26 protein-coding genes and 1 tRNA gene are annotated in these 24541 nt (G+C 66.2%); 20 read left to right on the forward strand and 7 right to left on the reverse strand.

Translation table 11 applies throughout. The features are described 5' to 3' along the window. Window positions 1-71 precede the first annotated feature (71 nt). The 14 genes from AX737_RS01490 to AX737_RS01550 are packed head-to-tail and all read left to right on the forward strand — an operon-like array spanning window position 72 to window position 6959. A complete protein-coding gene (locus AX737_RS01490; protein WP_066918419.1) occupies window positions 72-359 on the forward strand; it encodes a hypothetical protein in 288 nt (95 codons plus the stop codon). Beyond that, window positions 356-523 carry a hypothetical protein gene (locus AX737_RS32825; RefSeq protein WP_156453460.1) on the forward strand — a complete coding sequence of 56 codons (168 nt, stop codon included), beginning with the start codon at window positions 356-358 and terminating at the stop codon, window positions 521-523. The genes AX737_RS01490 and AX737_RS32825 overlap by 4 nt, the downstream gene beginning before the upstream one ends. Window position 524: 1 nt before the next feature. Continuing rightward, window positions 525-1127: a hypothetical protein gene (locus AX737_RS01495; RefSeq protein WP_156453461.1), complete on the forward strand. Its 603-nt coding sequence runs from the start codon at window positions 525-527 to the stop codon at window positions 1125-1127. A 37-nt stretch (window positions 1128-1164) separates the two neighbouring features. Further along, a complete protein-coding gene (locus AX737_RS01500) occupies window positions 1165-1464 on the forward strand; it encodes a hypothetical protein (protein ID WP_066918423.1) in 300 nt (99 codons plus the stop codon). Then, entirely contained in the window at window positions 1461-2312 is an 852-nt protein-coding gene (locus tag AX737_RS01505; protein WP_066918425.1) for a dATP/dGTP pyrophosphohydrolase domain-containing protein, read from the forward strand. Before AX737_RS01500 ends, AX737_RS01505 begins: the two co-directional genes overlap by 4 nt. A gap of 3 nt (window positions 2313-2315) precedes the next feature. Further along, complete coding sequence (locus AX737_RS01510; protein ID WP_082772808.1) at window positions 2316-2789, forward strand: DUF4031 domain-containing protein; 474 nt, start codon at window positions 2316-2318, stop codon at window positions 2787-2789. Window positions 2790-2792: 3 nt separating this feature from the next. Continuing rightward, window positions 2793-3896, forward strand: coding sequence for a phage Gp37/Gp68 family protein (locus AX737_RS01515; protein ID WP_066918427.1), 1104 nt, complete (start codon window positions 2793-2795; stop codon window positions 3894-3896). Further along, a complete protein-coding gene (locus AX737_RS01520; RefSeq protein ID WP_066918430.1) occupies window positions 3893-4198 on the forward strand; it encodes a hypothetical protein in 306 nt (101 codons plus the stop codon). Before AX737_RS01515 ends, AX737_RS01520 begins: the two co-directional genes overlap by 4 nt. Next, the gene (locus AX737_RS01525) at window positions 4195-4506 is read left to right on the forward strand and encodes a hypothetical protein (protein ID WP_197430415.1); all 312 of its coding nucleotides are present in this window, start codon (window positions 4195-4197) and stop codon (window positions 4504-4506) included. Before AX737_RS01520 ends, AX737_RS01525 begins: the two co-directional genes overlap by 4 nt. Further along, entirely contained in the window at window positions 4503-4829 is a 327-nt protein-coding gene (locus AX737_RS01530; RefSeq protein ID WP_066918432.1) for a hypothetical protein, read from the forward strand. The genes AX737_RS01525 and AX737_RS01530 overlap by 4 nt, the downstream gene beginning before the upstream one ends. Then, window positions 4822-5190 (forward strand): hypothetical protein, encoded by a 369-nt coding sequence (locus AX737_RS01535; protein ID WP_066918433.1) that lies wholly within the window; start codon window positions 4822-4824, stop codon window positions 5188-5190. The genes AX737_RS01530 and AX737_RS01535 overlap by 8 nt, the downstream gene beginning before the upstream one ends. Further along, entirely contained in the window at window positions 5187-5612 is a 426-nt protein-coding gene (locus tag AX737_RS01540) for a hypothetical protein (protein WP_082772809.1), read from the forward strand. Before AX737_RS01535 ends, AX737_RS01540 begins: the two co-directional genes overlap by 4 nt. Before the next feature lie 4 nt (window positions 5613-5616). Further along, on the forward strand, window positions 5617-5883 hold the full coding sequence (locus AX737_RS01545; RefSeq protein WP_066918435.1) for a hypothetical protein: 267 nt from the start codon (window positions 5617-5619) through the stop codon (window positions 5881-5883). Next, window positions 5880-6959, forward strand: a complete 1080-nt coding sequence (locus AX737_RS01550) for a tyrosine-type recombinase/integrase (protein WP_156453462.1) — start codon at window positions 5880-5882, stop codon at window positions 6957-6959. The genes AX737_RS01545 and AX737_RS01550 overlap by 4 nt, the downstream gene beginning before the upstream one ends. A 692-nt stretch (window positions 6960-7651) precedes the next feature. On the opposite strand, the gene AX737_RS01555 is transcribed toward AX737_RS01550, so the two are convergent. After that, the gene (locus AX737_RS01555) at window positions 7652-9070 is read right to left on the reverse strand and encodes a hypothetical protein (RefSeq protein ID WP_156453463.1); all 1419 of its coding nucleotides are present in this window, start codon (window positions 9068-9070) and stop codon (window positions 7652-7654) included. A 712-nt stretch (window positions 9071-9782) separates the two neighbouring features. Further along, the gene (locus tag AX737_RS01560) at window positions 9783-9986 is read right to left on the reverse strand and encodes a hypothetical protein (RefSeq protein WP_066918441.1); all 204 of its coding nucleotides are present in this window, start codon (window positions 9984-9986) and stop codon (window positions 9783-9785) included. Window positions 9987-10596: 610 nt separating this feature from the next. Here AX737_RS01560 and AX737_RS01565 point away from each other — a divergent pair. After that, window positions 10597-11187 carry a recombinase family protein gene (locus AX737_RS01565; RefSeq protein ID WP_066918442.1) on the forward strand — a complete coding sequence of 197 codons (591 nt, stop codon included), beginning with the start codon at window positions 10597-10599 and terminating at the stop codon, window positions 11185-11187. Between the two features lie 697 nt (window positions 11188-11884). Here the strand turns inward: AX737_RS01565 and AX737_RS31690 are convergent. The 3 genes from AX737_RS31690 to AX737_RS01585 all read right to left on the reverse strand — a co-directional run bounded on the left by AX737_RS31690 (window position 11885) and on the right by AX737_RS01585 (window position 16134). Beyond that, window positions 11885-13891 carry an ATP-binding protein gene (locus tag AX737_RS31690; protein ID WP_197430416.1) on the reverse strand — a complete coding sequence of 669 codons (2007 nt, stop codon included), beginning with the start codon at window positions 13889-13891 and terminating at the stop codon, window positions 11885-11887. A gap of 1193 nt (window positions 13892-15084) precedes the next feature. Continuing rightward, window positions 15085-15158 (reverse strand) — tRNA-Cys (locus AX737_RS01580). A gap of 136 nt (window positions 15159-15294) precedes the next feature. After that, entirely contained in the window at window positions 15295-16134 is an 840-nt protein-coding gene (locus AX737_RS01585) for an urease accessory protein UreD (protein ID WP_066918449.1), read from the reverse strand. Between the two features lie 300 nt (window positions 16135-16434). On the opposite strand from AX737_RS01585, the gene urtA reads away from it, so the two are divergent. The 5 genes from urtA (at window position 16435) to urtE (ending at window position 22328) form a co-directional block, all read left to right on the forward strand. Further along, entirely contained in the window at window positions 16435-17724 is a 1290-nt protein-coding gene (gene urtA, locus AX737_RS01590) for an urea ABC transporter substrate-binding protein (RefSeq protein WP_066918463.1), read from the forward strand. A 141-nt stretch (window positions 17725-17865) separates the two neighbouring features. Next, window positions 17866-19452, forward strand: coding sequence for an urea ABC transporter permease subunit UrtB (gene urtB, locus AX737_RS01595; RefSeq protein WP_066918451.1), 1587 nt, complete (start codon window positions 17866-17868; stop codon window positions 19450-19452). Window positions 19453-19454: 2 nt separating this feature from the next. Next, window positions 19455-20603, forward strand: a complete 1149-nt coding sequence (gene urtC / locus AX737_RS01600) for an urea ABC transporter permease subunit UrtC (protein WP_066918453.1) — start codon at window positions 19455-19457, stop codon at window positions 20601-20603. Continuing rightward, the gene (gene urtD, locus AX737_RS01605) at window positions 20603-21430 is read left to right on the forward strand and encodes an urea ABC transporter ATP-binding protein UrtD (RefSeq protein WP_082772811.1); all 828 of its coding nucleotides are present in this window, start codon (window positions 20603-20605) and stop codon (window positions 21428-21430) included. Before urtC ends, urtD begins: the two co-directional genes overlap by 1 nt. 202 nt (window positions 21431-21632) lie before the next feature. Continuing rightward, window positions 21633-22328 (forward strand): urea ABC transporter ATP-binding subunit UrtE, encoded by a 696-nt coding sequence (urtE, locus tag AX737_RS01610; protein ID WP_066918455.1) that lies wholly within the window; start codon window positions 21633-21635, stop codon window positions 22326-22328. Window positions 22329-22399: 71 nt separating this feature from the next. Here the strand turns inward: urtE and AX737_RS01615 are convergent, their stop codons facing one another. Further along, window positions 22400-23227: a GDSL-type esterase/lipase family protein gene (locus tag AX737_RS01615; RefSeq protein WP_066918457.1), complete on the reverse strand. Its 828-nt coding sequence runs from the start codon at window positions 23225-23227 to the stop codon at window positions 22400-22402. A gap of 162 nt (window positions 23228-23389) precedes the next feature. After that, complete coding sequence (locus AX737_RS01620; protein WP_156453464.1) at window positions 23390-24403, reverse strand: ABC transporter ATP-binding protein; 1014 nt, start codon at window positions 24401-24403, stop codon at window positions 23390-23392. Window positions 24404-24541: the final 138 nt, after the last annotated feature.

Consider the following 24541-nt stretch of genomic DNA (forward strand, 5'->3'; position numbering starts at 1 on the left):
GCGGCGCCCGCGATCCCCGTCTAGACGCCCCTTCCGCGAGTGCTTCGATGTCCCGCAGTCCTGTCGAGGCGATGGTCGCGCTCAACGCATTCCATGAGCGCATCGGCCTCCGCCCAAACGCTGGTTTCGTCGTCGCTACGACCGAACCTGATCCGCGGGATGCGAGCGTCACCATTCAGGTGAGCGACGTCGGGTGCTCGCCCCTGTGCCTGATCTCGCTGGCGAACGAGTGCCTGACGATCGCCAGCGAGCGGCTGTCCGACCTGTCGAGCGCTGCCGATGTCGCCGAGTTGCTGGCCGCGGTCGAGCAGGCGCGCGCCGCGCTCGCGCTCACCTCCGACGTCGAGCGCGTGTCGTGAGCGAGCCCGAGCCCTTCCCCTTCGTCAGCCTTGGCGAGGCGGCGGTGCGCGCGGTCGATGCCTGCGCCCGCGCTTTCCAGACCGACGGCCGGGACTGCCCGGCCGACGCCGACGATCCGGCCCTTTGGCCGCCCGTGTTCGATGCCCCGCCGGAGTACGAGTGAGATGAGCACCGGATCCTCAACCTTGCCCGACGCGATGATCGACCTCGTCGATCGCCTCATCGACGCGGCCGACCGGCGCGGCTGGCGCCGCCGTGGCAAGAGCGTGGGAGGCCTGCGAGACGCGCAGGAAGAACTCGTGATGCGGCGCGCCGCACTCATCGCCGCGCTCGACGTCCCGGCCGCGTGGCGCGACGTGGCGATCGAGCGGCGCCGGCAGATTGACGCCGAGGGCTTCGACGCCGCGCATGACGATCAGATCGGACACGCCTTCGGCGCCCTCGCCAGAGCGGGCGCGGCCTACGCGTTCTGCTCGGCCCTCGACCCCCGCCAGCGGGCGCGCATCGCCGACACCAGCCGCTGGGACGAGTTCGATTGGCTCACAGATATCGTGCGCCCGCTGTGGCAGTTCGACCGAGCGCTGTTCAAGCTGGTCGATCCGCGCCGCGATCTCGAACGCGCCGGCGCGCTCATTCTTGCCGACATGGAGCGCCGCGACCGCGCCGCCGCCCGCGCGGCCGCGCCGCCGGACCCCGTGCCGTCCGACCCGACATCGCTTCCGCCCCAGGCCGCCGCCGCGATCGCCGCGGCGCGCGCGGCCGACTGACCCTTCGCCTCACCCCGTCACCGGAGTTCTTAGCGTCATGGCCGCCCCATCCAAGGTCGCCGCTGCCCTCAAAGCCCCCGACCGCGCGATTCGGACCGAGATCATGGCCGACGTCATGCGGCGCCATGAGGCGTCGGACGGCGCCTGCACCTTCGCCCAGATCGCCGCCGCCGGCTTCTCTGAGGCCGAGATCGAGGCCTACCGGGACGACGCTCGCGGGCTCGCCTGCGGTCGTGTCGAGCCCGTGCTCACGGTGCCTGCCGGACGCGTCGAGGGCGTCGCCCTGGTGCGCGAGGCCCGCGCCATCCGGGCACGGCAGGCGGAGGCGCGGGTATGATCGCCACCCGCAATCCCATCTCGGCCAAGCCCGAGACCTACCGCGACATGCTGATCGCGCTGGCGGACGAGGTCGACTGCTTCGCCGCGCATGCCGAGCCCGGCGCGGAGGTCATGATCGCCTTCACGCCGCAGGAACTGAAGGCGATCTCCTCCAGCCTGCGCGCCGATATTCAGCGCGTCCCCGCGACCCCGGCCGCGGAGACCTTCGCCACCATCTCCGCCTGGGCGGAGGCCACCTTCGGACCGATCACGCCCGAGCGGACCGTCGCCCGCGCCGACGAGGAGATGGTCGAGCTGCGCGCCGAGCCCGACAGCGTCGAGGAAGCGGCCGACGTCGTCATCTGCCTCGCCCGCTATGCCGGCCTCTGGGCCGCCGTCGAGCGGAAGATGGCGGTCAACCGGACGCGGCAGTGGCGGCGGGTCGGCGACGGCACGGGCTACCACATCAAGCCCGGGGCGACGCAGGATCCGGCGCCGCTCCCGCCCGTGCAATCCGAGGCCGAGCTGCAGGCCTTCGTGGAAGGCACGGCCGAGCAGACGCGCGAGTTCATGGCCGAGTGCAATGCGCTCGAGACGGAAGTCGCAGCCAAGCCGTTCTTTCGCGCAGGCGACCACGTCTTACACAGCCCCTCCGGCGAGACGTGGGTGGTCGCCTGGGCCGATCCGGTGACCGGCGACCTCGGGTGGTGTGGCTGGCCGGACGGCGTCGCCCGCATCAGCGACTGCACCCTCGTGAAGGCCGCGAGCGATGCCGAGCATCAGCAGAAGCTCCGCGAGCTGAAGGCCTCCGGCGGCTCCCGCGCCGCCAAGGCGGTGCGCCTCTACGGCGAGCCGGCGGAGGCTTGAGCGATGGCCGTCTACGTCGATCAGCCGATCTTTCCTTTCGGCCGCATGATGATGTGCCACCTCTGGGCGGACAGCCTCGAAGAGCTGCTCGCCATGGCCGATCGGATCGGCGTGCAGCGGAAGTGGATCCAGGGGCACCCGACCCTGTCCTTCGGCAAGCACCGCGACGCGTCGTGGGTCCATTTCGACATCGCCAAGGGCAAGCGCGCGCTCGCCCTCGCGGCCGGTGCGCTGGAGACCGACCGCTACGGCGCCTCCTACTTCGACGCGAAGCAGCGCGGGCGGACCGCGATGGTCGAGCGGATCGAGGAGATCCGCCGCAGCGCAGGCCGCGCGATCGACGGGATCCTTACTCCGGGCGCCTCGCCCGTAGCTGACGCCCGTCTAGACGGCCCTTTGCAGGATGAGGAGAGCGGCCGGGACGAGGTTCTGGAGGCGGCCCTGTACGCCCATCAGCACAGCGACGAGGAGGCCTGAGCCATGGCCGATCACACCGCCATCGAGTGGACGGACGCGACCTGGTCGCCGTTGCGCGCCCGCAACCGGGCCACGGGCGCGGTCGGCTGGCACTGCGAGCACGTCTCCCCGGGTTGCCAGCGCTGCTACGCCGAGGCGTTCAACGCCCAGCGGCTCGGCACGCGGCTGCCGTTCAAGCCCGGCCACCGGGCGGATGTCGAGCACTTCCTCGACTCGCGGATGCTCGTCGAGCCCCTGCGCTGGCGCCGCCCGCGCCGGATCTTCGTGTGCTCCATGACCGATCTGTTCGGCGCGTGGGTGCCGGATGCGATGATCGACCAGGTGTTCGCCGTCATGGCGCTTAGCCCGCGGCACACGTTCCAGGTGCTGACGAAGCGGTCGGCGCGGATGCGCGACTACTGCGCACGGCGCGACGAGCGCGGTCGGCACCCGTCCATGACCGACGCCGCCCTGATGGCGGCGACGGGATGCTGGAACACCCCGGCGCTCGACCTGCGCGCATGGCCGCTGCCGAACGTCTGGCTCGGCGTCTCGGCCGAGGATCAGGCCCGCGCGAACGAGCGCGTGCCGGATCTTCTCGCGACGCCGGCCGCCGTGCGCTTCGTCTCGGCCGAGCCGCTGCTCGGGCCGATCGATTTCGAGGCGATGCCTTTTGCCGAAGGCGATCCGCGGCACAGGTGGAGCGCTTTGACGGGGCAGGCGATCCTCCACGCCACCGGCTCGTTCGGGCGCCCAGACTTCACGGTCCGGATGTGCTCGCCCCTCAAGCCCCATCTGGACTGGATCATCGTCGGCGGGGAGAGCGGCCCGAAGGCCCGCCCGATGCACCCGGTTTGGCCGCGCCGGATCGGCGACGCCTGCGCCGCGACCGGGGTCGCCTTCCTGTTCAAGCAATGGGGCGCCTGGGTGCCTCGCGGGCCGGAGAGCCGGGGCTATCCCCTCGTTGAGGGCGTTCCGACGCTTCGTCTGACCGATGCAGGCGCGGATGGCAGCGTCCTCGGCGCTGCCGGCGACAACCCCGTGTGGATGCAGCGCATCGGCAAGAAGGCCGCCGGGCGGCGTCTAGACGGGCGACTGCACGATGCGATGCCGGAGGTGCGGCCGTGAGCTACAGCGTCACGAACCTCTACAGCTACCGCCGGGACTGGGAGGTCTACAGCGTCGTCGAGGACGGCGTGATCATCGTGCGCGCCCGGCCGCGCGGGGCCCGCGACGCGAGCTACCAGCCGATCGTCGGCACGGAGATCACGCGCCTGGACTGGCGGGGCCACCTCCATGCCCCGGCCGAGCCGCTGCACGATTCCATCCTGCAGCTCATCGGACGCCGCATGGAAGAGCTGGTGCGCGAGGCCTACGCGCACGGCTACCTGCACGCGCAGGCCGACATCCGGAAGGCGCTCGGCCTATGACGCCCCGCCAGCGCGACCTCGCCCGGCACGCCCTCGGCCTGCCGAATCGCAACCGCCGCTCCTACCGCAACCGCTTCCTCACGGGCGGGGCCTGCCCGGACTGGCGGGCCATGGAGGCCGCAGGCCTCGCCCGGAGCCAGCCGACCGACAAGCTCGGGCGCGCGTGGTTCCATCTCACCCGGGCCGGGGCCGAGGCCGCCCTGGAGCGGGGCGAGCGCCTGTGCCGTGAGGATTTCCCGCCACCGCCGCGCCCGCGGGATGCGCGCGGCCGGTACGTGTCTGAAGCTGCAGAGGGGATTGCCGCGTGACCCTCTCGATTCCCTGCCCACACTGCGCCGACGGCTTCACCACGCAAGGCGATCGGCACGCCCGCACCGCCAAGGACGTCTGCGGCCATTGCGGCGGCACCCATCGGGCGCCCGCCCGCACGGGCGAGACGGCCGCGACCTCCTACGATCCGCGGGCCGGTTCGCCCGAGGTCGCGGCCGAGGCGTGGCACGCGCTCGCCGAGATCAGTGCGTTGCTAGCGCTGGTCGCCGATGATCTGGGCGGTCCGGTAGAGGCGGCCTTCACGCTGGCCGAGGACGCGCTCGCTGAAGGCCGTCAGAGCGGGGCGATCGCCCATGGCTGAGACCCTCCGCCCGAGCGCGCACGCCATCGTCTGCGACGCACCCTACGGCACTCATCCGGACGGCGGCCACGGCCTGCACATCCCGGCCGGGCGCGTGATCGCCTGGGGCCACGCCTTCTGCTCGGTCCGCGGCTACCGCGTGATGCTGCGCTTCACCGACAGCGTGGCGCACAACACCATGGCGCCCGACACCGCCCGGTGGATCGCCGACCACGACCTTGATCCAAGAGCGCCCGAGGCCGCGCAGCTTGCCGCCATCCTGCGCGAGATGGCGGATCAGGCGGACGTGCTGACCCGCGCCTGGATCCTGGCGGGTCGCAAGCCTTTGCCGCTCGACGCCGAACCTGCGGGGACAGCATGAGCGCGCCCCGTCTAGACGCCCCGGCCGGGGTCACGATCACCTGCACCGAGCCCCGTCTAGACGGGGCCGCGCCCAGCCTGCTCGACCGCACCTGCTTGTGGTGCGGGCAGGCCTATCTCAGCCCCGCGCCTGAAACCGAGTTCTGCGGATCGCCCTGTCGCAAAGCCTTCAACAACCTGCGCGCCATGCGCGGCGCCGAGCTCTACGACCTGTTCATGGCGCTGCGCCACGACCGGGCGGTGGCGACGGCCTTCAAGGTCTGGCGGGCGTTGAACCGGCTGGCCGCGGGCTTCCGCTTCGAAGACCGGGTCGAGCGGGCCGGGCGCCGGTCCTGGCGGCATCCGGGCGTGATCCTGGCGCGCCGGCCGTACCTCGGCTCGGACGCGCCGCACGTCGACCTCCGGCGCAAGGCGGAGGGCTGAGCCGATGGCGAAGGCACGCTCAGAGGCCTCCCTTCCGGCGGTCATGCCGATCACGCCGCCGCGTGGCCTGTCGCGGCTGGAATCGGCGCGCCACATCGGCGTGTCGGCAACCTTCTTCGATCAGATGGTGAGGGACGGCCGTATGCCCCAGCCCAAGCGCGTCGGCGCGCGCGTGATCTGGGACCGGGTAAAGCTCGAGGCCTATTTCGAGGCCCTGCCCGAGGAGGCGGAGGTGGACGCGCCGGGCCGGGGCTGGGAGGATTGGCGGTGAGCCGTATCCGCCTCGCCTACGTCGATCATTTCACCGACCGGCACGGGCACGTGCGCTACTACTTTCGCCGGCCGGGCGGCAAGCGCACGCGTCTGCCCGGCGCGCCCGGCAGCCCTGAGTTCATGGCGGCCTATGCGGCGGCCGTCGATGAGAAGCCCCGCGAACCGGAGGCGAAGGAACGTGGCGAGCCCGGGAGCTTCGACCGTCTGCTCTCGCTCTACTTCGCGAGCACCGAGTTCAAGACCCTGAAGGCCCCGACCCAACGGGCCTATCGCTTGGCGATGGAGCGGCTGGTCCGTCTTGAGGACATGGGCAGGCGCCCCGTGAAAGGCCTGACGCGGCAGGTCGTCAAGGCGATCATGGCCAAGCGTGTCGATCGGCCCTCGGCCGCCAACGACGCGCTGAAGAAGCTGCGGATCCTGATCAAGTTCGCGCTCGATCTGGGCTGGCGCGCGGACGATCCGACCATCCGCATCTCCAAGCTCAAGGAGGGCGAGCACCACACCTGGACCGACGCGGAGATCGCCGCCTTCGAGGCGCGCTGGCCGATCGGCTCGCAACAGCGCACCCTCTTCGCGCTGCTGCTCTACACCGGTCAGCGCGTGTCGGACGTCGCCCCCATGTCCTGGCGGGACGTCAGCCTCGACGGACGGCGTATCCGGGTCACGCAGGAAAAGACGCAGACGAAGCTCGACCTCGCGCTCCACGACGACCTGCTCCACGTGCTGGCGAGTTGGCCGAAGGGCGAGGGTGCGATCGTGCCGACCGCTTGGGGACGCCCGTTCAGCGTGAAGGGGCTCGGCAACAAGATGGCCGACGCGATCGAGGCGGCGGGCCTGCCGGAGGCCTGCGTCACGCACGGGCTGCGCAAGGCCGCCGCGCGCCGCTTGGCGGAGGCCGGCTGTACCGCCCATGAGATCGCGAGCATCACGGGACACAGGTCGCTGGCCGAGGTCGAGCGCTACACGCGCGCGGTCGCCCAGCGGCTCTTGGCCGACGCCGCCAATTCCAAGCTGGTGCCGCGCCTGCTTCCTAACCTGCGACCGGAAATTCCCAACCCGGAGGAGAAAGCGTAATGTTTTCAGAGGTTGGATTAAGAGAGTGGAGGCCTCGCCCGGAATCGAACCGGGGTGCAAGGATTTGCAGTCCAGTGCATACAACCTGAATTGCTACCACATAGCAGAACGTATGTCACTGAGATATCGAGCGAATCACCGGTTTAGGCGCCCCGATTACTCCCATTTGATAGCAACCCGTTTGCACTCGGGGAGTAGTTTCCACCCAAAATTGAGGCAAAATCGAAGGCTCTGACGGTCCTTACAGCCGCTAGCTGCTATGCCATACGAGAAGCTATGTTATTGTAAATTAAGCACAAAATCAGGCGACGCCCCTCATACGAAGCACCACGGGATAGCAGCGGAGGGCCATCTTGAAGGGTAGAGTCCTCCAGCGTGGCGGGTTCTCCGTGCCATCCATCCTGTCACGGGGGCTGAGCTGCAGCGCCGTGGTACAATTTTTCAGCCTGTCACGCGGACACAGCCATGATGTCGCATAGGCAACCGATGGCCGTGCTTTGGCTCTCCGACTGAAGACCTGCTGTCACCTTTTAGTAAGGAAGAGGCTGGACCATGGTTCAAAGCGCGCCGTCCCCCTGAACCTTTGTGTCTTAATAGGACAAAAAGCTTCTGGAGTCCCAGAGGTTTATGCTTTCGGACCGATCGTTTGGTCCTCACTTGGTTGCGGAGGCAACGAAACATCCGCGCCTCAGCTAGGCAGCAATGAGCTGAGAAGCTAGCTCAGGTTCGCCGTAGACGGCCTTAAGCTCGACAATCAGCTCCACTCCCAGGACATCTCTCGAAGCCGCTGTGAGAGTATCCTTGGCGATCTGAGCCTTGCTCCGCGCCACCATCAGCCCGTCGTGAAATGGCAGACCGACCACCCCTTCATCCTTCAGCCGTTCCAAGGCACTCAGGAGGATGCAAGACTCCTTGAACATGATCGCGAAGCCTACGGCCACTTCCCCAGCCTTGGCCCTCTCGTAAAACACCTCGAACCCGGGGTGCTTCTCGAAGATCGCCGCTCGGACCTTAGCCGCAGTGGTGCCCGCAGGTAGGGGTGCGAGGATGCCGGGCTTACCCGTCCGTTGGTTGATGCCTCGGCTCCCCCCGGCGCCCCCGTTAAGGCATGCAGCGAACGCCTGTTTGATCGCCCTACGGTGGTCTCGATTGCTATGATCGTACCCGGGTAGAAGTCCGCTGAGGTCATAAAGGTCCCCCGAGGGAGGCTCCTGACCCAACAGGGCGTATCCGATGCGAGGCCCCAGGTTGACGAAGTCGAGGTCAGCCACCGGCTCACCATCGATCCTGAGACCGCTCCGGCGCTCTGAGGCGAGGTTCAGCCAGAAGGTTTGGCCGTAAAGCCTGCCACCCTGATCGAGGCGGATATCCTGGCCCCCCCGGATCGTGAAGGTTCTGACGAGGGTCCGGTAGTGGGCCGTATCGACCTGTGGGATAAGACCATCATCGATAAAGCTCAGGTCCGCATCCTTCAGGAAGGCGTTGAGGCCGGCAATCTGATCGGACATAGCCCGCACTTCCGGGCTGAAGGGGAGGGGCACTGGATCGCGCCTAGGCTTCTGCGGCCTGCCCTGTCCCTCGACCTTGGTAACACGCTTCAGAACCACCAGGGCGTCTTCGGGCTCGCGGCGGAAGCTCCCGAAGCTGAGTACCTGGCCCCGGATCATGCTTAGAAGGGCCGGGGTCGGTTCGATGGTGGTAGTCCGCCCCCCCTCAGCGCCGAGCTTCTGATCCACAAGGCCGGAGAGAATCAAGGCATCCAGACAGCTCAGGAATGTCTTTACCGGAAGGTTCCTAGTGTTTCTGTCCCGAGTGCACCCCTTTTTCCGAGACACAACCAAAGGCCTTGGATCATTCCATTTGACTATCACATACGACAGATTGGAAACTAGATTATCGAGAGCAAGCAGGAAACTCGCTTCATCCTTAGGCCTCCTTGCCCTCTGTCGCAAACCTGAAGCACGCTCCGCTCTGTCCACCAAGCACGCTACAGTTGACACTAGGCCTTGAAGCTCACCCGGACCTGAGAAGAGCCTGTAGTCGTACCAAGTGTGATCTTTGTGCTCCTTCTTATCATCGCCATTTAGTTCATCATCAAAGGCATCATCCATAGCGTTCTCTAGGTCCACTCCTACAGTTGTGATTGCTTGCGTTAATGATAGAGGTCACTTAGGACATGCCTCAGATGCCGGAAGTTGACCTTGTATCCGCGGCTCCCCTCAGGTCCTCTATAGAGGGGCCCGTAAGGAAAGGGGGGCCAGGATGACCTTCGCGACGCACCTCGGCTTTTTGGCCGATGCAGCCCTGATCCTCCCCCGGCCCCTCAGCGCAGTCCCTGGATGGTCCGAGCTTGAGCGCTGAGCCTCGCCAACAAACCAGCCGCTCTGGGATGCACCATCGTGGGCGCCGGCCGTCTGGGGCTTCCTGATCCGCCCATGAAGGCCTCCTGAGCCCCGGCCTGTCCGTGTGCCTGACTCTGGATCAGAGCCGCCGCTGTCCTCTCCGCCTGCTCCCTCTTCGTGGCAGCCTCAACGATGGCGTGAAGCTCTGCCTGAGATGTCTCGTTGTCGTTCTGAGCTTGAGCATCAGCCTGAGCCCTTCCTGCCCGAGGATCAGGACCAAGGCGCATCAGGCCATCGGTGCCATCGTTGAGGAGCACTGCCTCGGGGTTGGCCCCTAGGAAGCCCGTGACGCCACCAGCGAACCCACTCATCGACGGCAGGAACGAGGCTTCCGGATTGCGCCCAACGAAAGAGACCCGTGGTCCACTCCCACGTGTCGCCGAGATCAGCGGTGACGGTGTGTCCGCTTTACGTGTCGGCATCATGCCTCAGCCCCATTGGTGAAGACCTTCATCATCTCCACGAGGAGCATCGGATTGCTGGGGCGACCACCAAGGCGTTCGGTGGCGACCTCAAGGGCACGCTTCATCAACTCCCGGTCGGCTCCAGATAGCCTGACGTAGAAGCCATATTCGGCCTGATCCGAGTGGAGCCCACGGGGCTCCCGGTATCGGCGTGTGATCATGTTGTGTGTCCTTCGTGACAACAAAAAAGGAGCCCGAAGGCCCCTGGCTGAATGAGTGGATTGGGAGGACCGTAGAGGCCCGCGAGAAGGCGCGTTTGACGCTCCGTCTCTCTAGAGGGGAGGCTATTCGGCCCCGAACCGGGGCTACCCCATTGGAATCACGGGAGAACCAAGCGATTCCGAGTGGGTGCTTCGTTAGCCCCTGGCCCACCCCGTTTCTCTAGAAGGGAGATAATTCGACCCTCAATCGAAGCTATCCCACTGGTAACACGGGCAAACCGAGTGATTCTGGCTAGGCCCCTGAGCGCCCCCGCTCTCTAGAGGAGGGTAAAATTCGCCCTCTGATCGTGGTTATCCCTCTGACGCCACAGGCAAACCGAGCGATCCTGCTGCGAGCCGCCTCTAACCGTCTGTCTTGTAAGCTCGGAGGCCAGGAGAGCCGATCCGTCCTCCCCGATGAAGACCGGGGGATGGTTCGCGGTGTCACACAAGGGTGTGCCCGTACGCGACATGACCGCTGTTACGCTTCGAGCGTCACAATAGGCTTGCAGTCAGCCTCGTGTTACGTCATCAAGTTCGGGTTGACCCATATGTGACATTGAGGCCCCTTATGACGCGCATCGGATACGCCCGCGTCTCTACCGCGGATCAGGACCACGCCACGCAGGTTGCTCGGCTGAAGGAAGCGGGATGCTCCATCGTCCGCACCGAGAAGGCCAGCGGCAAGACCCGAGAGGGCAGGGATGAGCTAGCGGACATCATGAGCTTCATCCGGGACGGTGATGAGCTTATGGTGGTGAAGCTGGATCGCCTCGGTCGCTCCACTCGTGACGTGCTCAACCTTGTCCATGAACTAGAGGGCAGGGGGGCCTTCCTGTCGGTCTTGGAACCGGCGTTCTCCACCAAGGATGCCACTGGGCACATGCTGGTCACGGTGCTCGGCATGGTCGCCGAGATGGAGCGCAAGTTCATCAGGGAGCGCCAGCAGGCCGGCATTGAAGCCATCAAGAGTGGCGACGAGCGAGAGAGGAAGAAGAAGTACCCGGGACGCAAGCCGACCGTGAAGCCCGAAGTGATTCGAGAGATGCATGCGGCTGGCTCCGGCCCCTCGGCCATCGCTAAGGCTCTCGGGATCAGCCGCATGAGTGTTCACCGGGTGTTGAACCCCAAGGCCGCCGCCGAGGTCACTGAGGCTGTCTAAGGGCTCCAAGATACTGTGGTTCATATCCTTCGTTGTGACAGCCTTCTTCATGAGACTGAGCGACAAGGCTTGGGGCAATCGCCTGGCATTCCTCGGGGTTGGCTACCTTGGCCTCTGCTTCGCTCTGATGGGCAGCGTAGTGGTGAAGGCGTCGGCCTGGTGAGGGGCCCTCGGTCCTACACGGGCATCCTCGCGTTCCTGAGGCCCAATGTCCGGGACGAACGGAGAAGACACCCCGGCCATATGTGATGGACACTCGCTGAGTGCGCCACGCAGGGCCACGGCCAGGCCCTGAGGCAGGCTGGCGGGGTACGCAGGGGAGGTGGCCTGGGACTCCACGGGTCCCTCTGCCGTTCGCTTTCTCGGACGAGGCTCACGCCACCCAATTTCAAAATCTGGGGTAAAAGGTCGTGTTGTTGTTCGACCTCGTACGCCTGAGCATACTCTCTCACACGAAACTACGGCGGTATGCACCGCCAAAACTACATATCATTCGCCACCGAGCAAGAAATCAGCAGATCCGATGCTTTAAATTTGCGCCCCACATGCTGAATCGACTTTAGGTGGCACCTTCATCAGATGCACCGGAAGAACTAGGCATGACCTCAGCAAGCTGAAGCTAAAATCTCCAGACCTGCCGAGGACGAAGCCATCATGAACGACAAACTTAACGATGCGCTTCCGCAGTAGCTCACGCTCATTCTTGATCTAGGAACTTCCTTTGCCGCGCAACCTCACCTTTGGGGTCCTTGAGATAGGCTACTAAATCTTTCAGTATTATCGCTTCAAATGCATGATTACCAGAAACAGAGTGGGTAAAGGAATGGGTCGTGCCATGTATCTGACGATGATGCGTGTTATCCTCATCGAACAAGCAGACAGCATCGAACATTTGGCGCCACTTATCATGCATTTCCCAAGTGACGACCAAACCGATGTCTTCCACGGCCTTCACGCCAGATTGGAACTCTTCCACCAGAGAGTCTAATGAGTGTTTATACTCAAGCACCTTGATTTTTGAGATGTACGGCTCGTCTGAATTGAAAAATTCACCTTCGATGCCTAGAGGGTTGGCGGAACCGAGGATGAATTTGTCAAACGGCGGGTCCATCCTGACCCTATAGAGACCGTCGTATTGGTTGAATTGTGAACTTGATATCAACTGGATACCGCGGACCAGGCCAGATGAAAGCATCTGGTTAAAGAGTGCAACGACATCTTGCTCAACCCTCGGCTCAGAACGAATGGGCAACTCCTCCGTGGGCAAGAACAAGCCCGCCCCCGTGATAGTCAAGGCATGATCCTTTTCGTGCTCCTCTTGATTTCTAATCCACTGCTCAATCTTAATTTCGCCGCCAAATATCTTTGCAGCGCCAGGCTTTCTCAGGAGACTGTATCGCTTTCTGAATGCCGTAACGGCGGAAACGGAAATCTTTTCGGCAAGCTGCGTGAATTCAGGCTGGAATCCTTTGCGGCCTAGATCGGGTTCTGCGTTGTCAAAGTGGACGATAACGTGAGCTAGGTTCTGGAATCCTATGTTATTGGTCATCGGGATTGTTAAGGTTGGCCCCTGAGGCATATGACGAGTAGAAAGCTGTAATCCACCATGGAGAAACCGGCTTCCTTTTCGTAATTTCAACTGCGTATCGTTAAAACCGTCGTACAGATCTGTGGAGAAAGCCAGATATAGGTAAATTGACAACTGAGCTTCTTTGGCCAATTGCCTTTCTGAGCTATCAAGTCGAAGTTGTATCGGGCAGTTACTGGGCACCTCCCCGAGCAGCTCAGCAGCACTCCAAGCTCCCCACAAACCATTCAAGCGCGTAAACTTTGCTGGAATTTTCGTTGCATCATTGCCTTTTTTAATCGTCTGTGTCTGCCAATCGATAAAATCTCCCAGCGCTACACTCTTCGCTATATTTTCATGCGGATAGAGGTAGTTAGGATTGTCCAGTCCATCCTCACTCGGTTCTCCGCTTTGGTTTATGACTTTAATATGAATTTTAATCTTGGGAGCAGTCGTGCCCGCCAAATATATTCCACCGATTGGTGTCATAATGCGGAGCAATGCAAGCCACTGACTCGCGGTACTCGCCTGATTCCAGGCCAGACTTTTCGGCCGTATGTTGGAACCTGAGAGTTTTACAGTGATAGATGTGCCGCGATCCAAGGCATTGAACGGACCTTCCATAGGGGGACGGTGAATAATGCGCGGCCTCGGAATCGTGCCCGTCGTGTCCTCCACCCAAGCCCGGCCGTTCTCGATCAAGCCGGAGTAGATCTTGTCGCCAATACGCGTGCTGATATGCAAGTGATTGAAACCGTAACCAAGGTAGGTAGCCCCAACCCCCTTGCTGCCACGCGAAATCGGTCCCGATTTGAACGAGAAATTTGGCCTTAGGAATTGCTTAAATTGGGCCTCATCCATACCGCAACCATTATCGGTCACAGTCACGATTTGCTGCTTTAAATCAACAGAAACCCATACCTGGCCGTCTAAATATCCATCTTGTTCCACTCTTTTCTCAACTGCGTCCAAAGCATTTTGAATCAACTCGGCAAAAAGGTCGTAGTAACCAGTGTAGCTTTTGAGAATATTTGATATTTCACGTTTCTGAGCGCTGATGACAATCCCAGGATCAGCACCGCTAGTTGAGTCGAGCGGGTCCCATGCATCGAAGATTTGAATATCGGCGGTGCCCAAGATTCGTCCTCATGATCCACTAACTCTTGCTATTTTAAGTATGAGCCCTGCCATCCCGTCAACCGCTGCCGTTGCGCCACGCCCTTGAGCGTGCGGCTCCACTCTAAGCTTGGCGTTCAGAACCGATTGACCAGATGGTCGCCCAACTTGACTGACGGCACCACGGACCTTAGGTGGGTGTATCCCATATGCATCCTCGTATCCTGGGGCCCAATGATGAGTGCCAGCTCGAGCACGCTTAGGCCGAGCTAAGTCTCCGCCACATCCTCCTGACCGCCGCGGGCGCATCGGAGAGGAACGCAGTTCAGATCGAGCCTCGCTTGATGACCATGGATGCCTGCTTTCTCCAAATGCCTCGGCTTGAGTAGGTGCGCGTGGGTGAACGGCTTGTGGTGGTTCCTCAGTGAGTTCTCGTGTCCGGCAACGATGCCCTTGCCCTGGCCGAGAGCATCACCTAGGGGCTAAGTCGATGAAATGGCTTTTACTTATCGTCATTTTGAACGGACAGGGGGAGGTCATCGGTCCCACCATGATCCCCGAGGCCTACACTAAGGCCGAATGCGAGCGCGATATTGACGACCCAAAGCTGACGGCCAGCCGCAACGCTGGCGCGGTCAAGCGGTTCGGACCCGGCGCCTCGGCCCGGGGGTACTGCGTGCCTCTAGATGCTGAGGACCGCGAAGCCCTCCGACTCACGCTGGCCGACTAAGGGAGAGACCAGATCCATTACGCAATCCTCGTGACCATGGTACTCACCGCGCCCGGTGGTGCCCCCTCGGTCCGCTCCTACGACATTGCCGCCCATAGCCGCCTCTGGGACCAGAAGAAGTGCGAGGCCTACGCGGAGCATCTACGGAAGAATGAGGAAGCTGGGGGTCTCGCTCAGGCGTCCCGGTGCCTCATCCTCACCCGCGATGAAGCCCGCAAGCTGGCCCTCAGCATCCTTGAGGAAACAAAGGAGTGACCCAAGGCCGCCCGTGTGGCTGCCCTGGGCCCTCGTCCAGCTACGCGGTGGGTTCCTCCTCATAGCCCTTCTGACCGGCTCATGAGAGCGCAGAGGGTGCAGAGGAGTTCAGGTCCTTTGACTACTCCCCGCGGAGTACTCTTGGTAGTGAATGGGGGTCAAAAACGGGTATGCGGGCCGCATCCCATAGCAGCCCGTATAACCTAAGTGTTTGATTTGTAAGTAAATTTGGAGGCCTCGGAGGGAATCGAACCCCCGTGCAAGGATTTGCAGTCCTCTGCGTAACCACTCCGCCACGAGGCCTTCGGCGTGCGCCCCCGTGCGGAGGCTTCGCGCACCCGCGCCGGGCGGCCGGCTCGGGGTGGCCGGTGTCTAGCAAGGCGACGGGCGCGACGCAACGGGACACGTGCAGGTTCTGCACCGAAGCCGACGCGGGGGGTCAGCCCTGCCAGACTCGGGGCACCGGCAGCGCGCGGTAGCCTTCGAGGAAGCGCACCGCGAGGGCGCGCAACGGACCGATTCCCGGCGCCAGCATGCGCACCGCGAGATGACCGTTCCAGGCGCTCGCGCCGGCCTCGACGCCGAGAGCCCCGGCGCCGTCGAGCAGGCCGCGCGCCGCGTCGAGACGGCTCTCGGCCCCGGGCGACAGGTCGAGCAGGGTGGCGCAGGCGGCCGCTCCGCCCCCGATCGCCGGGCGTGCGAGCAGCGCGCCGACCGGCCCCTCGAACCGGAGCGTATCCGCGTAGACGAGGCGGCCGCCGCGACGCACCCGCCAGATATCCTCGAACAGGGCTTCGCTCAGCACCTCGCCGCGGGCGGTCCGGCCGAAGACCACCGCCTCGAAGATGAGCAGCCCGGCATCAGGCGCGAGGTCGGCCTCGAAGCGCCGCCGGACCCGCGCCCGATCGAACAGGATCGTCTCCTGCGGCAGCCAGGCGAGGTGTGCGCCCGCCGCGAGCCGGACCCGGTTCTCGATCCGGCTGACCGGACCGTCCGAGCGGTAGACCTTCTCCGCCGCCGTGCTGGTGAAGCAGAGGCGGGCGCCCGCGCCGAGATCGACCGCGACGCCGAACCGGTCGCCGCAGGCGACGCCGCCCGCGGTGTTGACCAGCACGGCCTCGGTCTCCGCCGCGCCGTGGCGCCTGGGAAAGCGCAGGCGCAGGGGGCCTGCCTCGGCGAGGTCCCGCAAGCGCGCCGGCCCCGGCCCCTCCGCCACGAGCGCGACGCGGCCGACCGAGCGCTGGCGCGCGGGTGCGGGGGGCGGAACCGCCTCGTTCATGTCCGGCCGCGCTCCTGTCCGCCCGCGTCGCGGGCAACGTCCGCGCCGCCGTCGCCTAGCAGGGCGCGGACCGGATGGCGACGCTGGACATCCATCGTCACGCGAAGAGCGCGTGCGAGGGTCGAGCCCCTTTGCGCGCCACATGCCCAATCTGCAAGCATATCTGGACGCTGCGCGGCATCGCACCTGCCGCTGGAGCGAGCCACCTGTTCATTCGGCACGCAGATCCGTGCCCGCGGCTTCCTGGCATGCACGTTGCTTGAGCGCTGCCGCCGCGGAAAGCGGCCGGGGAACGGCATGATGACAAGACTGAAGACCTGGGTTTCCGCCGCGGCGCTCGCCGGCGGCGTGGCGCTGGCCTCACTGGGCGCCGGCACGGCACGGGCGCAGGAGACCATCAAGGTCGGCATCCTGCACTCGCTCTCGGGGACCATGGCGATCTCCGAGACGACGCTGAAGGACGCGATGCTGATGCTCATCGCGGAGCAGAACAAGAAGGGCGGCGTGCTCGGCAAGAAGCTGGAGCCGGTGGTGGTCGATCCGGCCTCGAACTGGCCGCTGTTTGCCGAGAAGGCCCGCGAGCTGATCGCCAAGGACAAGGTCTCGGCCGTGTTCGGTTGCTGGACCAGCGTCTCGCGCAAATCCGTGCTGCCGGTGTTCAAGGAACTGAACTCGATCCTGTTCTACCCCGTCCAGTACGAGGGCGAGGAGAGCGAGCGGAACGTGTTCTACACCGGCGCCGCGCCGAACCAGCAGGCGATTCCCGCCGTCGATTACCTGATGAAGGAGGAGAAGGTCGAGCGCTGGGTGCTGGAGGGCACCGACTACGTCTATCCGCGCACCACGAACAAGATCCTCGAAGCCTACCTCACGGCCAAGGGCGTGAAGCCCGAGGACATCTCGATCAATTACACGCCCTTCGGCCAGGCCGACTGGCAGACCCGCGTCGCAGCGATCAAGAGCTTCGGTTCGGCCGGCAAGAAGACGGCCGTGGTCTCGACTATCAACGGCGACGCCAACGTGCCGTTCTACAAGGAACTCGCCAACCAGGGCATCAAGGCGACCGACATCCCGGTCGTGGCCTTCTCGGTCGGCGAGGAGGAACTGGCCGGCATCGACACGAAGCCGCTCGTCGGCCATCTCGCGGCGTGGAACTACTTCGAGTCGATCGACACGCCCGAGAACAAGGCCTTCATCCAGCAGTGGCAGGCCTACAAGAAGAACCCCAAGGCCGTCACCAACGACCCGATGGAGGCGCACTACATCGGCTTCAACATGTGGGTGAAGGCCGTCGAGAAGGCCGGCACCGTCGATCCCGACAAGGTCATCGCCGCGCTGCCGGGCACCGAGCAGAAGAACCTCACCGGCGGCACCTCCCAGATGCTGCCGAACCACCACATCACGAAGCCGGTCTTCATCGGTGAGATCAAGGACGACGGCCAGTTCGACGTCGTGAACAAGACCGAGGGCCTGATTCCGGGCGAGGCGTGGTCGAAGCAGCTCGAGGGCTCGAAGGACCTCGAGGCCGACTGGGTCAAGCTCAACTGCGGCAACTACAACACCAAGACAAAGAAGTGCGGAGGCGCCTGAGCCGAAGCCTTCGATAGCGCTGGTGCCATCCCGGGCCCGCCCTGGCGGATCCGGGATGACGCCGTGATGCCGGACGCACCGCACATCTGCAGATCCCTCCGAGACGGCGCGTGTCGGCGCGACCGCGGGGACCCGAGTTCCATGATCCGCATCATCATCCTCTCGCTTCTGCTCGGCCTTGCCGCGCCGGCCGTGGCGCAGGACGCAGTCCCGGCCGACGCCTACACGCGGCTCGCCAGCGACAGCTACGGCGACATCGAGGCCGGCATCGCCGCGCTCGCCGCGAGCGGCGACCCGCGCGCGGGCGCGGTGCTCTCCGCCCTGGGCGAGGGCCGGCTGCTCTACCGACCCGCCGACAAGGCGCTCTTCATCAAGCAGGGCGACGCCCTCGCCGATGCCCGCACGGGTGCGCCGGCCCAGGCCGAGGGGCTGAAGCCGGTCCGCGCCAACAACAAGATCCGCCGTGCACTCGACGCCGCGCAGGGTCAGCTCAATCTCGCCAGCCCCGACGCGGCCCGGCGCCGAGAGGCGGCCGACGCGGTCTTCAAGGCGCGCGATCCCGTGGCGCTCCCCGCGCTCGACGCGGCGCTCGCCCGGGAATCCGATGCGGGCGTGAAGCGCGCGCTCGCCGCCGCCCGCGCCGCCGTGCTGCTGGCTAAGCCCGGCACGCCGGACGCCGAGCGGCTCGCCGCCCTGCCGTCGATCCAGGCGCGGGGCGACGGCGACGCCATCGCGATCCTGCGCACCGTCGCGGCCAGCGATCCGAACGAGACCGTGAAGGCGGCCGCCGGCCGCGGCATCCAGCAGGTCGAGACCCGGCTCGCCATCGCGGCGGCCGCACAGAACGTCTGGTACGGCGTGTCGCTCGGCTCCGTGCTGCTGCTCGCCGCGATCGGGCTCGCCATCACCTTCGGGGTGATGGGCATCATCAACATGGCGCACGGCGAGATGGTGATGCTCGGCGCCTACACGACCTACCTCGTGCAGGACGCGATCCGGGCGCACGCGCCCGGCCTGTTCGACTGGTCGCTCGCCATCAGCATCCCGTGCGCCTTCCTTGTCGCGGGCGCGGTCGGCGTCGCGATCGAGCGCGGCATCATCCGGTTCCTCTACGGGCGCCCGCTGGAGACCCTGCTCGCGACCTTCGGCGTGAGCCTGATCCTGCAGCAGGCCGTGCGCTCGATCTTCGGGCCGACGAACCGCGAGGTCGGCTCGCCGGGCTTCATGTCGGGCGCCTTCGACCTGTTCGGCCTCTCGATCACCTGGGGCCGGCTCTGGATCGTGCTGTTCTCGCTCGCCGTCTTCCTCGGACTGCTCTTCGTGCTGCGCAAGACGGCGTTCGGCCTGAAGACCCGTGCGGTCACCCAGAACCGCCGCATGGCCGCCGCCATGGGCATCCGTACCCCTTGGGTCGACGCGATGACCTTCGGTTTGGGCTCAGGCATCGCCGGCATCGCGGGCGTGGCGCTGTCGCAGATCGACAACGTCTCGCCGAACCTCGGCCAGGGCTACATCATCGACTCGTTCCTGGTGGTGGTGTTCGGCGGCGTCGGCAACCTCTGGGGCACGCTGGTGGCCGCGCTGACGCTGGGCGTCGCCAACAAGCTGTTCGAGCCGTATTTCGGCGCCGTGCTCGCGAAGATCGCGCTCCTCGTCTTCATCATCCTGTTCATCCAGAAGCGCCCGCGCGGCCTGTTCGCGCTCAAGGGCCGGGCGGTGGAGTCCTGAGCATGACCCGCACCCGCCTCATCGACCCCAAGGGCTGGATCTTCCTCGCCGCCCTGGCCGCCTTCTGCCTCGTGGTGCCGCTCCTGAACCTCGGGGTCGCCGAGGGGTCCGGGCTGCACCTGCCGACCTATCTGGTCTCGCTCTTCGGCAAGTACCTCGCCTTCGCGCTGCTCGCGCTCAGCCTCGACCTCGTCTGGGGCTATTGCGGCATCCTCTCGCTCGGCCACGGCGCCTTCTTCGGGCTCGGCGGCTACGCGATGGGCATGTATCTGATGCGCCAGATCGGCCCGCGCGGCGTCTACGGCAACCCGGTCCTGCCCGACTTCATGGTGTTCCTGAACTACAAGGAACTGCCCTGGTACTGGCTCGGCTTCGACCACTTCGCCTTCGCGGCGCTGATGGTCCTGGCGGTGCCGGGCTTGCTCGCCTTCGTGTTCGGCTGGCTCGCCTTCCGCTCGCGGGTGACGGGCGTCTACCTGTCGATCATCACGCAGGCGATGACCTTCGCGCTGATGCTGGCCTTCTTCCGCAACGACATGGGGCTCGGGGGCAACAACGGGCTCACCGACTTCAAGGACATCCTCGGCTTCCCCGTCCAGGCGCAGGGCACGCGCGTGGCGCTCTTCGTGGCGACCGGGATCGCGCTCGCGCTCGGCTACCTGGTCGCCCGCTTCATGACGGTCTCGGCCTACGGCAAGATCCTGATCGCGGTGCGGGATGCCGAACCGCGCACGCGCTTCCTCGGCTACCGCCCGGAGCACTACAAGACGCTGGCCTTCACGGTCTCGGCCATGATGGCGGGCGTCGCCGGGGCCCTCTACGTGCCGCAGGTCGGCATCATCAACCCGGGCGAGTTCGCGCCCACCAACTCCATCGAGGCCGTGATCTGGGTCGCGGTCGGTGGGCGCGGCACGCTGGTCGGCGCGGCGCTCGGCGCGGTCATCGTCAACTATGCCAAGACCGTACTCACCGGCGCGATGCCCGACGCGTGGCTCTTCGCGCTGGGGGCGCTCTTCGTCGTTGTGACGCTGTTCATGCCCAAGGGCATCGTCGGCAGCCTGATCGAGCGCTTCGGCAGTCCCCGCGCGAAGGCCAAGCTGCCGCCCGAGCCCGAGATCGCGCCGAAACTCGCCGAAGAGGGGCAGGGCTGATGAGCGATGCCGACCTCCTGGCGCCGGTCAGCGCCACCGCGACCGGCCGGCCCGACGACGGCCACGCCCCGGCCCAGACCAAGCGCGTCACCGACGCCCTGCTCTATCTCGACGACCTGCGGGTGACCTTCGACGGCTACCGGGCGCTGCGCGGCCTCTCGCTCACCCTCGACCGGGGCGAGATGCGGGCGATCATCGGCCCGAACGGGGCCGGCAAGACCACGATGATGGATTGCATCACCGGCAAGACGCGGCCCGATACGGGCATCGCGCTCTTCGACGGCGTGCACGACCTCACGAAGCTCGACGAGCCGGCGATCGCCGACCTCGGCATCGGCCGCAAGTTCCAGAAGCCGACCGTGTTCGAGAGCCACACGGTGGCCGACAACGTCCTGCTGGCGCTCAAGGGTCCGCGCTCGGGGCTGGCCTCGCTGTTCGGCTGGCGCAACCGGGTCGAGGCCGAGCGGATCGACGCGCTGCTGGTGAAGGTCGGGCTGATCGCCCACCGGGGGAGGCCGGCCGCCGATCTCTCGCACGGACAGAAGCAGTGGCTGGAGATCGGCATGCTGCTGGCCCAGGACCCCAAGCTCCTGCTGGTGGACGAGCCGGTGGCCGGCATGACCGATGCCGAGACCGCCGAGACCGCGACGCTGCTCCGCGAGATCGCCCGTGACCACGCGGTGATCGTGGTGGAGCACGACATGCACTTCGTGCGCGCGCTCCAGTGCCGCGTCACCTGCCTGCACGAGGGCGCGGTGCTGGCCGAGGGCTCGATCGACGCGGTCTCGGCCGACCCGCGGGTGGTCGAAGTCTATCTGGGGCGCTGAGCACCGTGCCGGCGCCCTGCCAAGTCATGGTTTCGAAAGGTCGAGACCTTTCGCGGGTGCAGGGCAGAGCCCTGCGGCGAAGCCCTCTGTCCGGCTGTGCCGGGCAGAGGGCTTCCCACCCGGGGCTGCGCGCCCCGGACCCCGCCAAAGGGCCTGAGGCCCTTTGGGATCCCCGGATTTGCATGGAACGGGCTGACAACCGATGCTGACGGTCGACTCCATCGATCTGTACTACGGGGCCGCCAAGGCCCTGCGCGGCGTCTCGCTCACCGCGGAGCCCGGCCGCGTCACGGCCGTGCTCGGCCGCAACGGCGTCGGCAAGACCTCGCTGATGCGCGCCATCGTCGGCCAGCAGCCGATCGCCAAGGGCTCGATCCGCCTCGGCGACACGGTGCTGTCGGGCCTCGCCCCCTACGACCGGGCGCGGGCGGGCGTCGCCTTCGTGCCGCAGGGCCGCGAGATCTTCCCCCTGCTCACCGTAAAGGAGAACCTCGAGACGGGCTTCTCCCCCTGCAAGCGGGCCGACCGCTACGTGCCGGGCGAGATCTACGACCTGTTCCCGGTGCTGAAGGACATGCTGCACCGGCGCGGCGGCGACCTCTCGGGCGGCCAGCAGCAGCAGCTCGCCATCGCGCGGGCCCTGGTGACGCGGCCGAAGCTCCTCGTCCTCGACGAGCCGACCGAGGGCATCCAGCCCTCGATCATCAAGGATATCGGCCGGGCCATCACCTATCTCCGGGCCAAGGGCGAGATGGCGATCGTGCTGGTGGAGCAGTATTTCGAGTGGGCGCGCGACCTCTGCGACAGCTACGCGGTGATGGACCGCGGGCAGGTGGTCGATGCGGGGCCGCGGGCCGACATGGACGAGGCCCAGGTGCTGCGCTGGCTGTCGGTTTGAGGCGAGACCGGACGGCCCGCACTTCTCCCTCCCCCGCAGAGGGGGGAGGGGGGAGCGCGGCGGGAGCGCCCTTACTCCGCCACGGCCTCGGCGACGCTGACGCGGCCCGAATCCTCGACGATCGCGGCCGCGGCCGCCTGGGCGAGCAGCGCGTAGCCGCCGTCGGCCATGTGCAGGCCGTCCGCCGCGAAGAGCTGCTTGCGGGTCAGCTTCCCCTCGCGGATCCAGTCCTGCATCAGGTCGGCGCGGCGGATCACCGGCACGCCGAGCTCGTCGCCGATCTCGCGGACCGCGTCGCGGAAGCGGTAGGAGCCGGGCGTGGCGTCGAGCGCCGGGCACCATTGCGGCTCCATCAGCACCACGTCGATGCCGGCCTCTTGCAGGCGCTTGACGGCGCCGACCGTGGCCTCGCGAAAGTGGTCGAGGGAGACGCCGCGCAGCGGATCGTTGCTGCCGGTCTGCCAGATCACGAGCTGGGGTTCGGCAGCGATCACGTCCCGGTCCAGGCGCTTGAGCATGTCGTCCACGTGCTCGCCGCCGATGCCGCGGTTGAGCACCGTGACGCCGCCGAGCTGCGGGTAGAGCTTGCGCAGCGAGGCTTCGAGCAGCGGCGGGTAGGCCTTGGTCGGGCTGCTGGCGCCGATGCCCTCCGTCGAGGAGGAGCCGAAGGCGACGATGCGCAGCGGCGCGCCGATGGCGATCTGGCGGGCGACGTGGGGCAGGTCCGGCTGCTCGTCTGAGCCGAGGCCCAGGACGTCGAGGTTGAGCGGGGCCGGGAGCAGGTCGGCGTAGGCCAGCACGGCGGACGGGACCACCATCAGGCCCGCGAGAAGGGCGAGCGTGCGGGCGGACTTCGTGGCGGCGCGGAGACGGGTGAAGGCTGGCACGACCGGAACCATGAATCTGTCGTTCGAGGCAGATAGAGAGTGCAGTGCGGCCCCGGAAGACCGGGTTCCGCCCGACACTCAAATCCCGGGTCGATTCGTAACTCAAAATTAAGGCTGGAATGAAGCGTGCCACACGCGCCCTCCCTGTGATCCACAGGAACGGCGCGTGCGGGATCACGCGCTCTCGAGCGCGCCCCGGATTTGTCCGTCCTTGAAGGCGGAAGCGGCCTCCTCCGCGCGCCAGCAGGCGGCCTGATGGCCGTCGCCGACGGCGCCGAGCGGCGGGCGCTCGCGGCGGCAGCGCTCCTCGGCCAGGAAGCAGCGCGGCGCGAAAGGGCAGCCGGCCGGGCGGTTCGCGAGGTCCGGCGGACTGCCGGGGATCGTCTGGAGCCGTCCGCCGCGGTCCATCGCCCCCTCGGCGCGGCTGCGCAGCAGGCCGACCGTGTAGGGGTGGTGGGGGTCGCGCACGATCTGCCGGGCCGAGCCGGTCTCCACGATATGGCCCGCATACATCACGCTGATCCGGTCGGCGACCTCGACCGCCGCGCCGAGATCGTGCGTGACCAGGATGATCGAGAGGCCCAGGTCGCGCTGCAACTCGCGCAGCAGCAGCAGGATCTGGATCTGCACCGTGGCGTCGAGCGCCGTGGTCGGCTCGTCGGCAAGCAGCACCTGAGGCCGGCAGGCCAGCGCCAGGGCGATCATCGCGCGCTGGCGCATGCCGCCCGACATCTCGTGCGGGAAGTTGTCGAGCCGCCGCTCCGGGCTCGGGATGCGCACCCGCTCGAACAGCGCGAGGGCCCGGGCTCGGGCCTCCGCCTGCGAGACCCCCTCGTGGCGCAGGATCGCCTCGGTGATCTGCCGGCCCACCGTGTAGACCGGGTCGAAGGCGAGCAGCGGCTCCTGGAAGATCATCGAGACCTCGCGGCCGCGGTAGTCGGCCAGCTCGCGCTTGGAGAGGCCCAGCACATCGCGGCCGCCGACCGCGACCGTGCCGGTGATCCGGCTACGCCCCTCGGGAAAGAGGCGCAGGATGGCGCGCAGCGTCACGCTCTTGCCGGAGCCCGATTCGCCGATCAGCGCCATGGCTTGGCCGCGCTCCAGCGTCAGGTCGACCCCATCGACCACCTGGACCTTGCCGAAGGCGACCTTCAGGTCCCTCAGCATCACGGCGGGGGTGTCGGTCATGCTCGTCTCTCCCGCGCTCATGCGGCAGCCTGGACGGAGGGCGCGTCCGGGTGGCCGGAGCCGGGCTGGCGCGCGAGGCAGGCGGCGCGGTGGGCGGGGCCCACCGCATCGAGGGGCGGTTCCTTGCCCGAGCAGACC

Origin of the sequence: Methylobacterium sp. CCH5-D2 (assembly GCF_001556475.1) — a bacterium.
Taxonomy (GTDB): Bacteria; Pseudomonadota; Alphaproteobacteria; order Rhizobiales; family Beijerinckiaceae; genus Methylobacterium; species Methylobacterium hispanicum.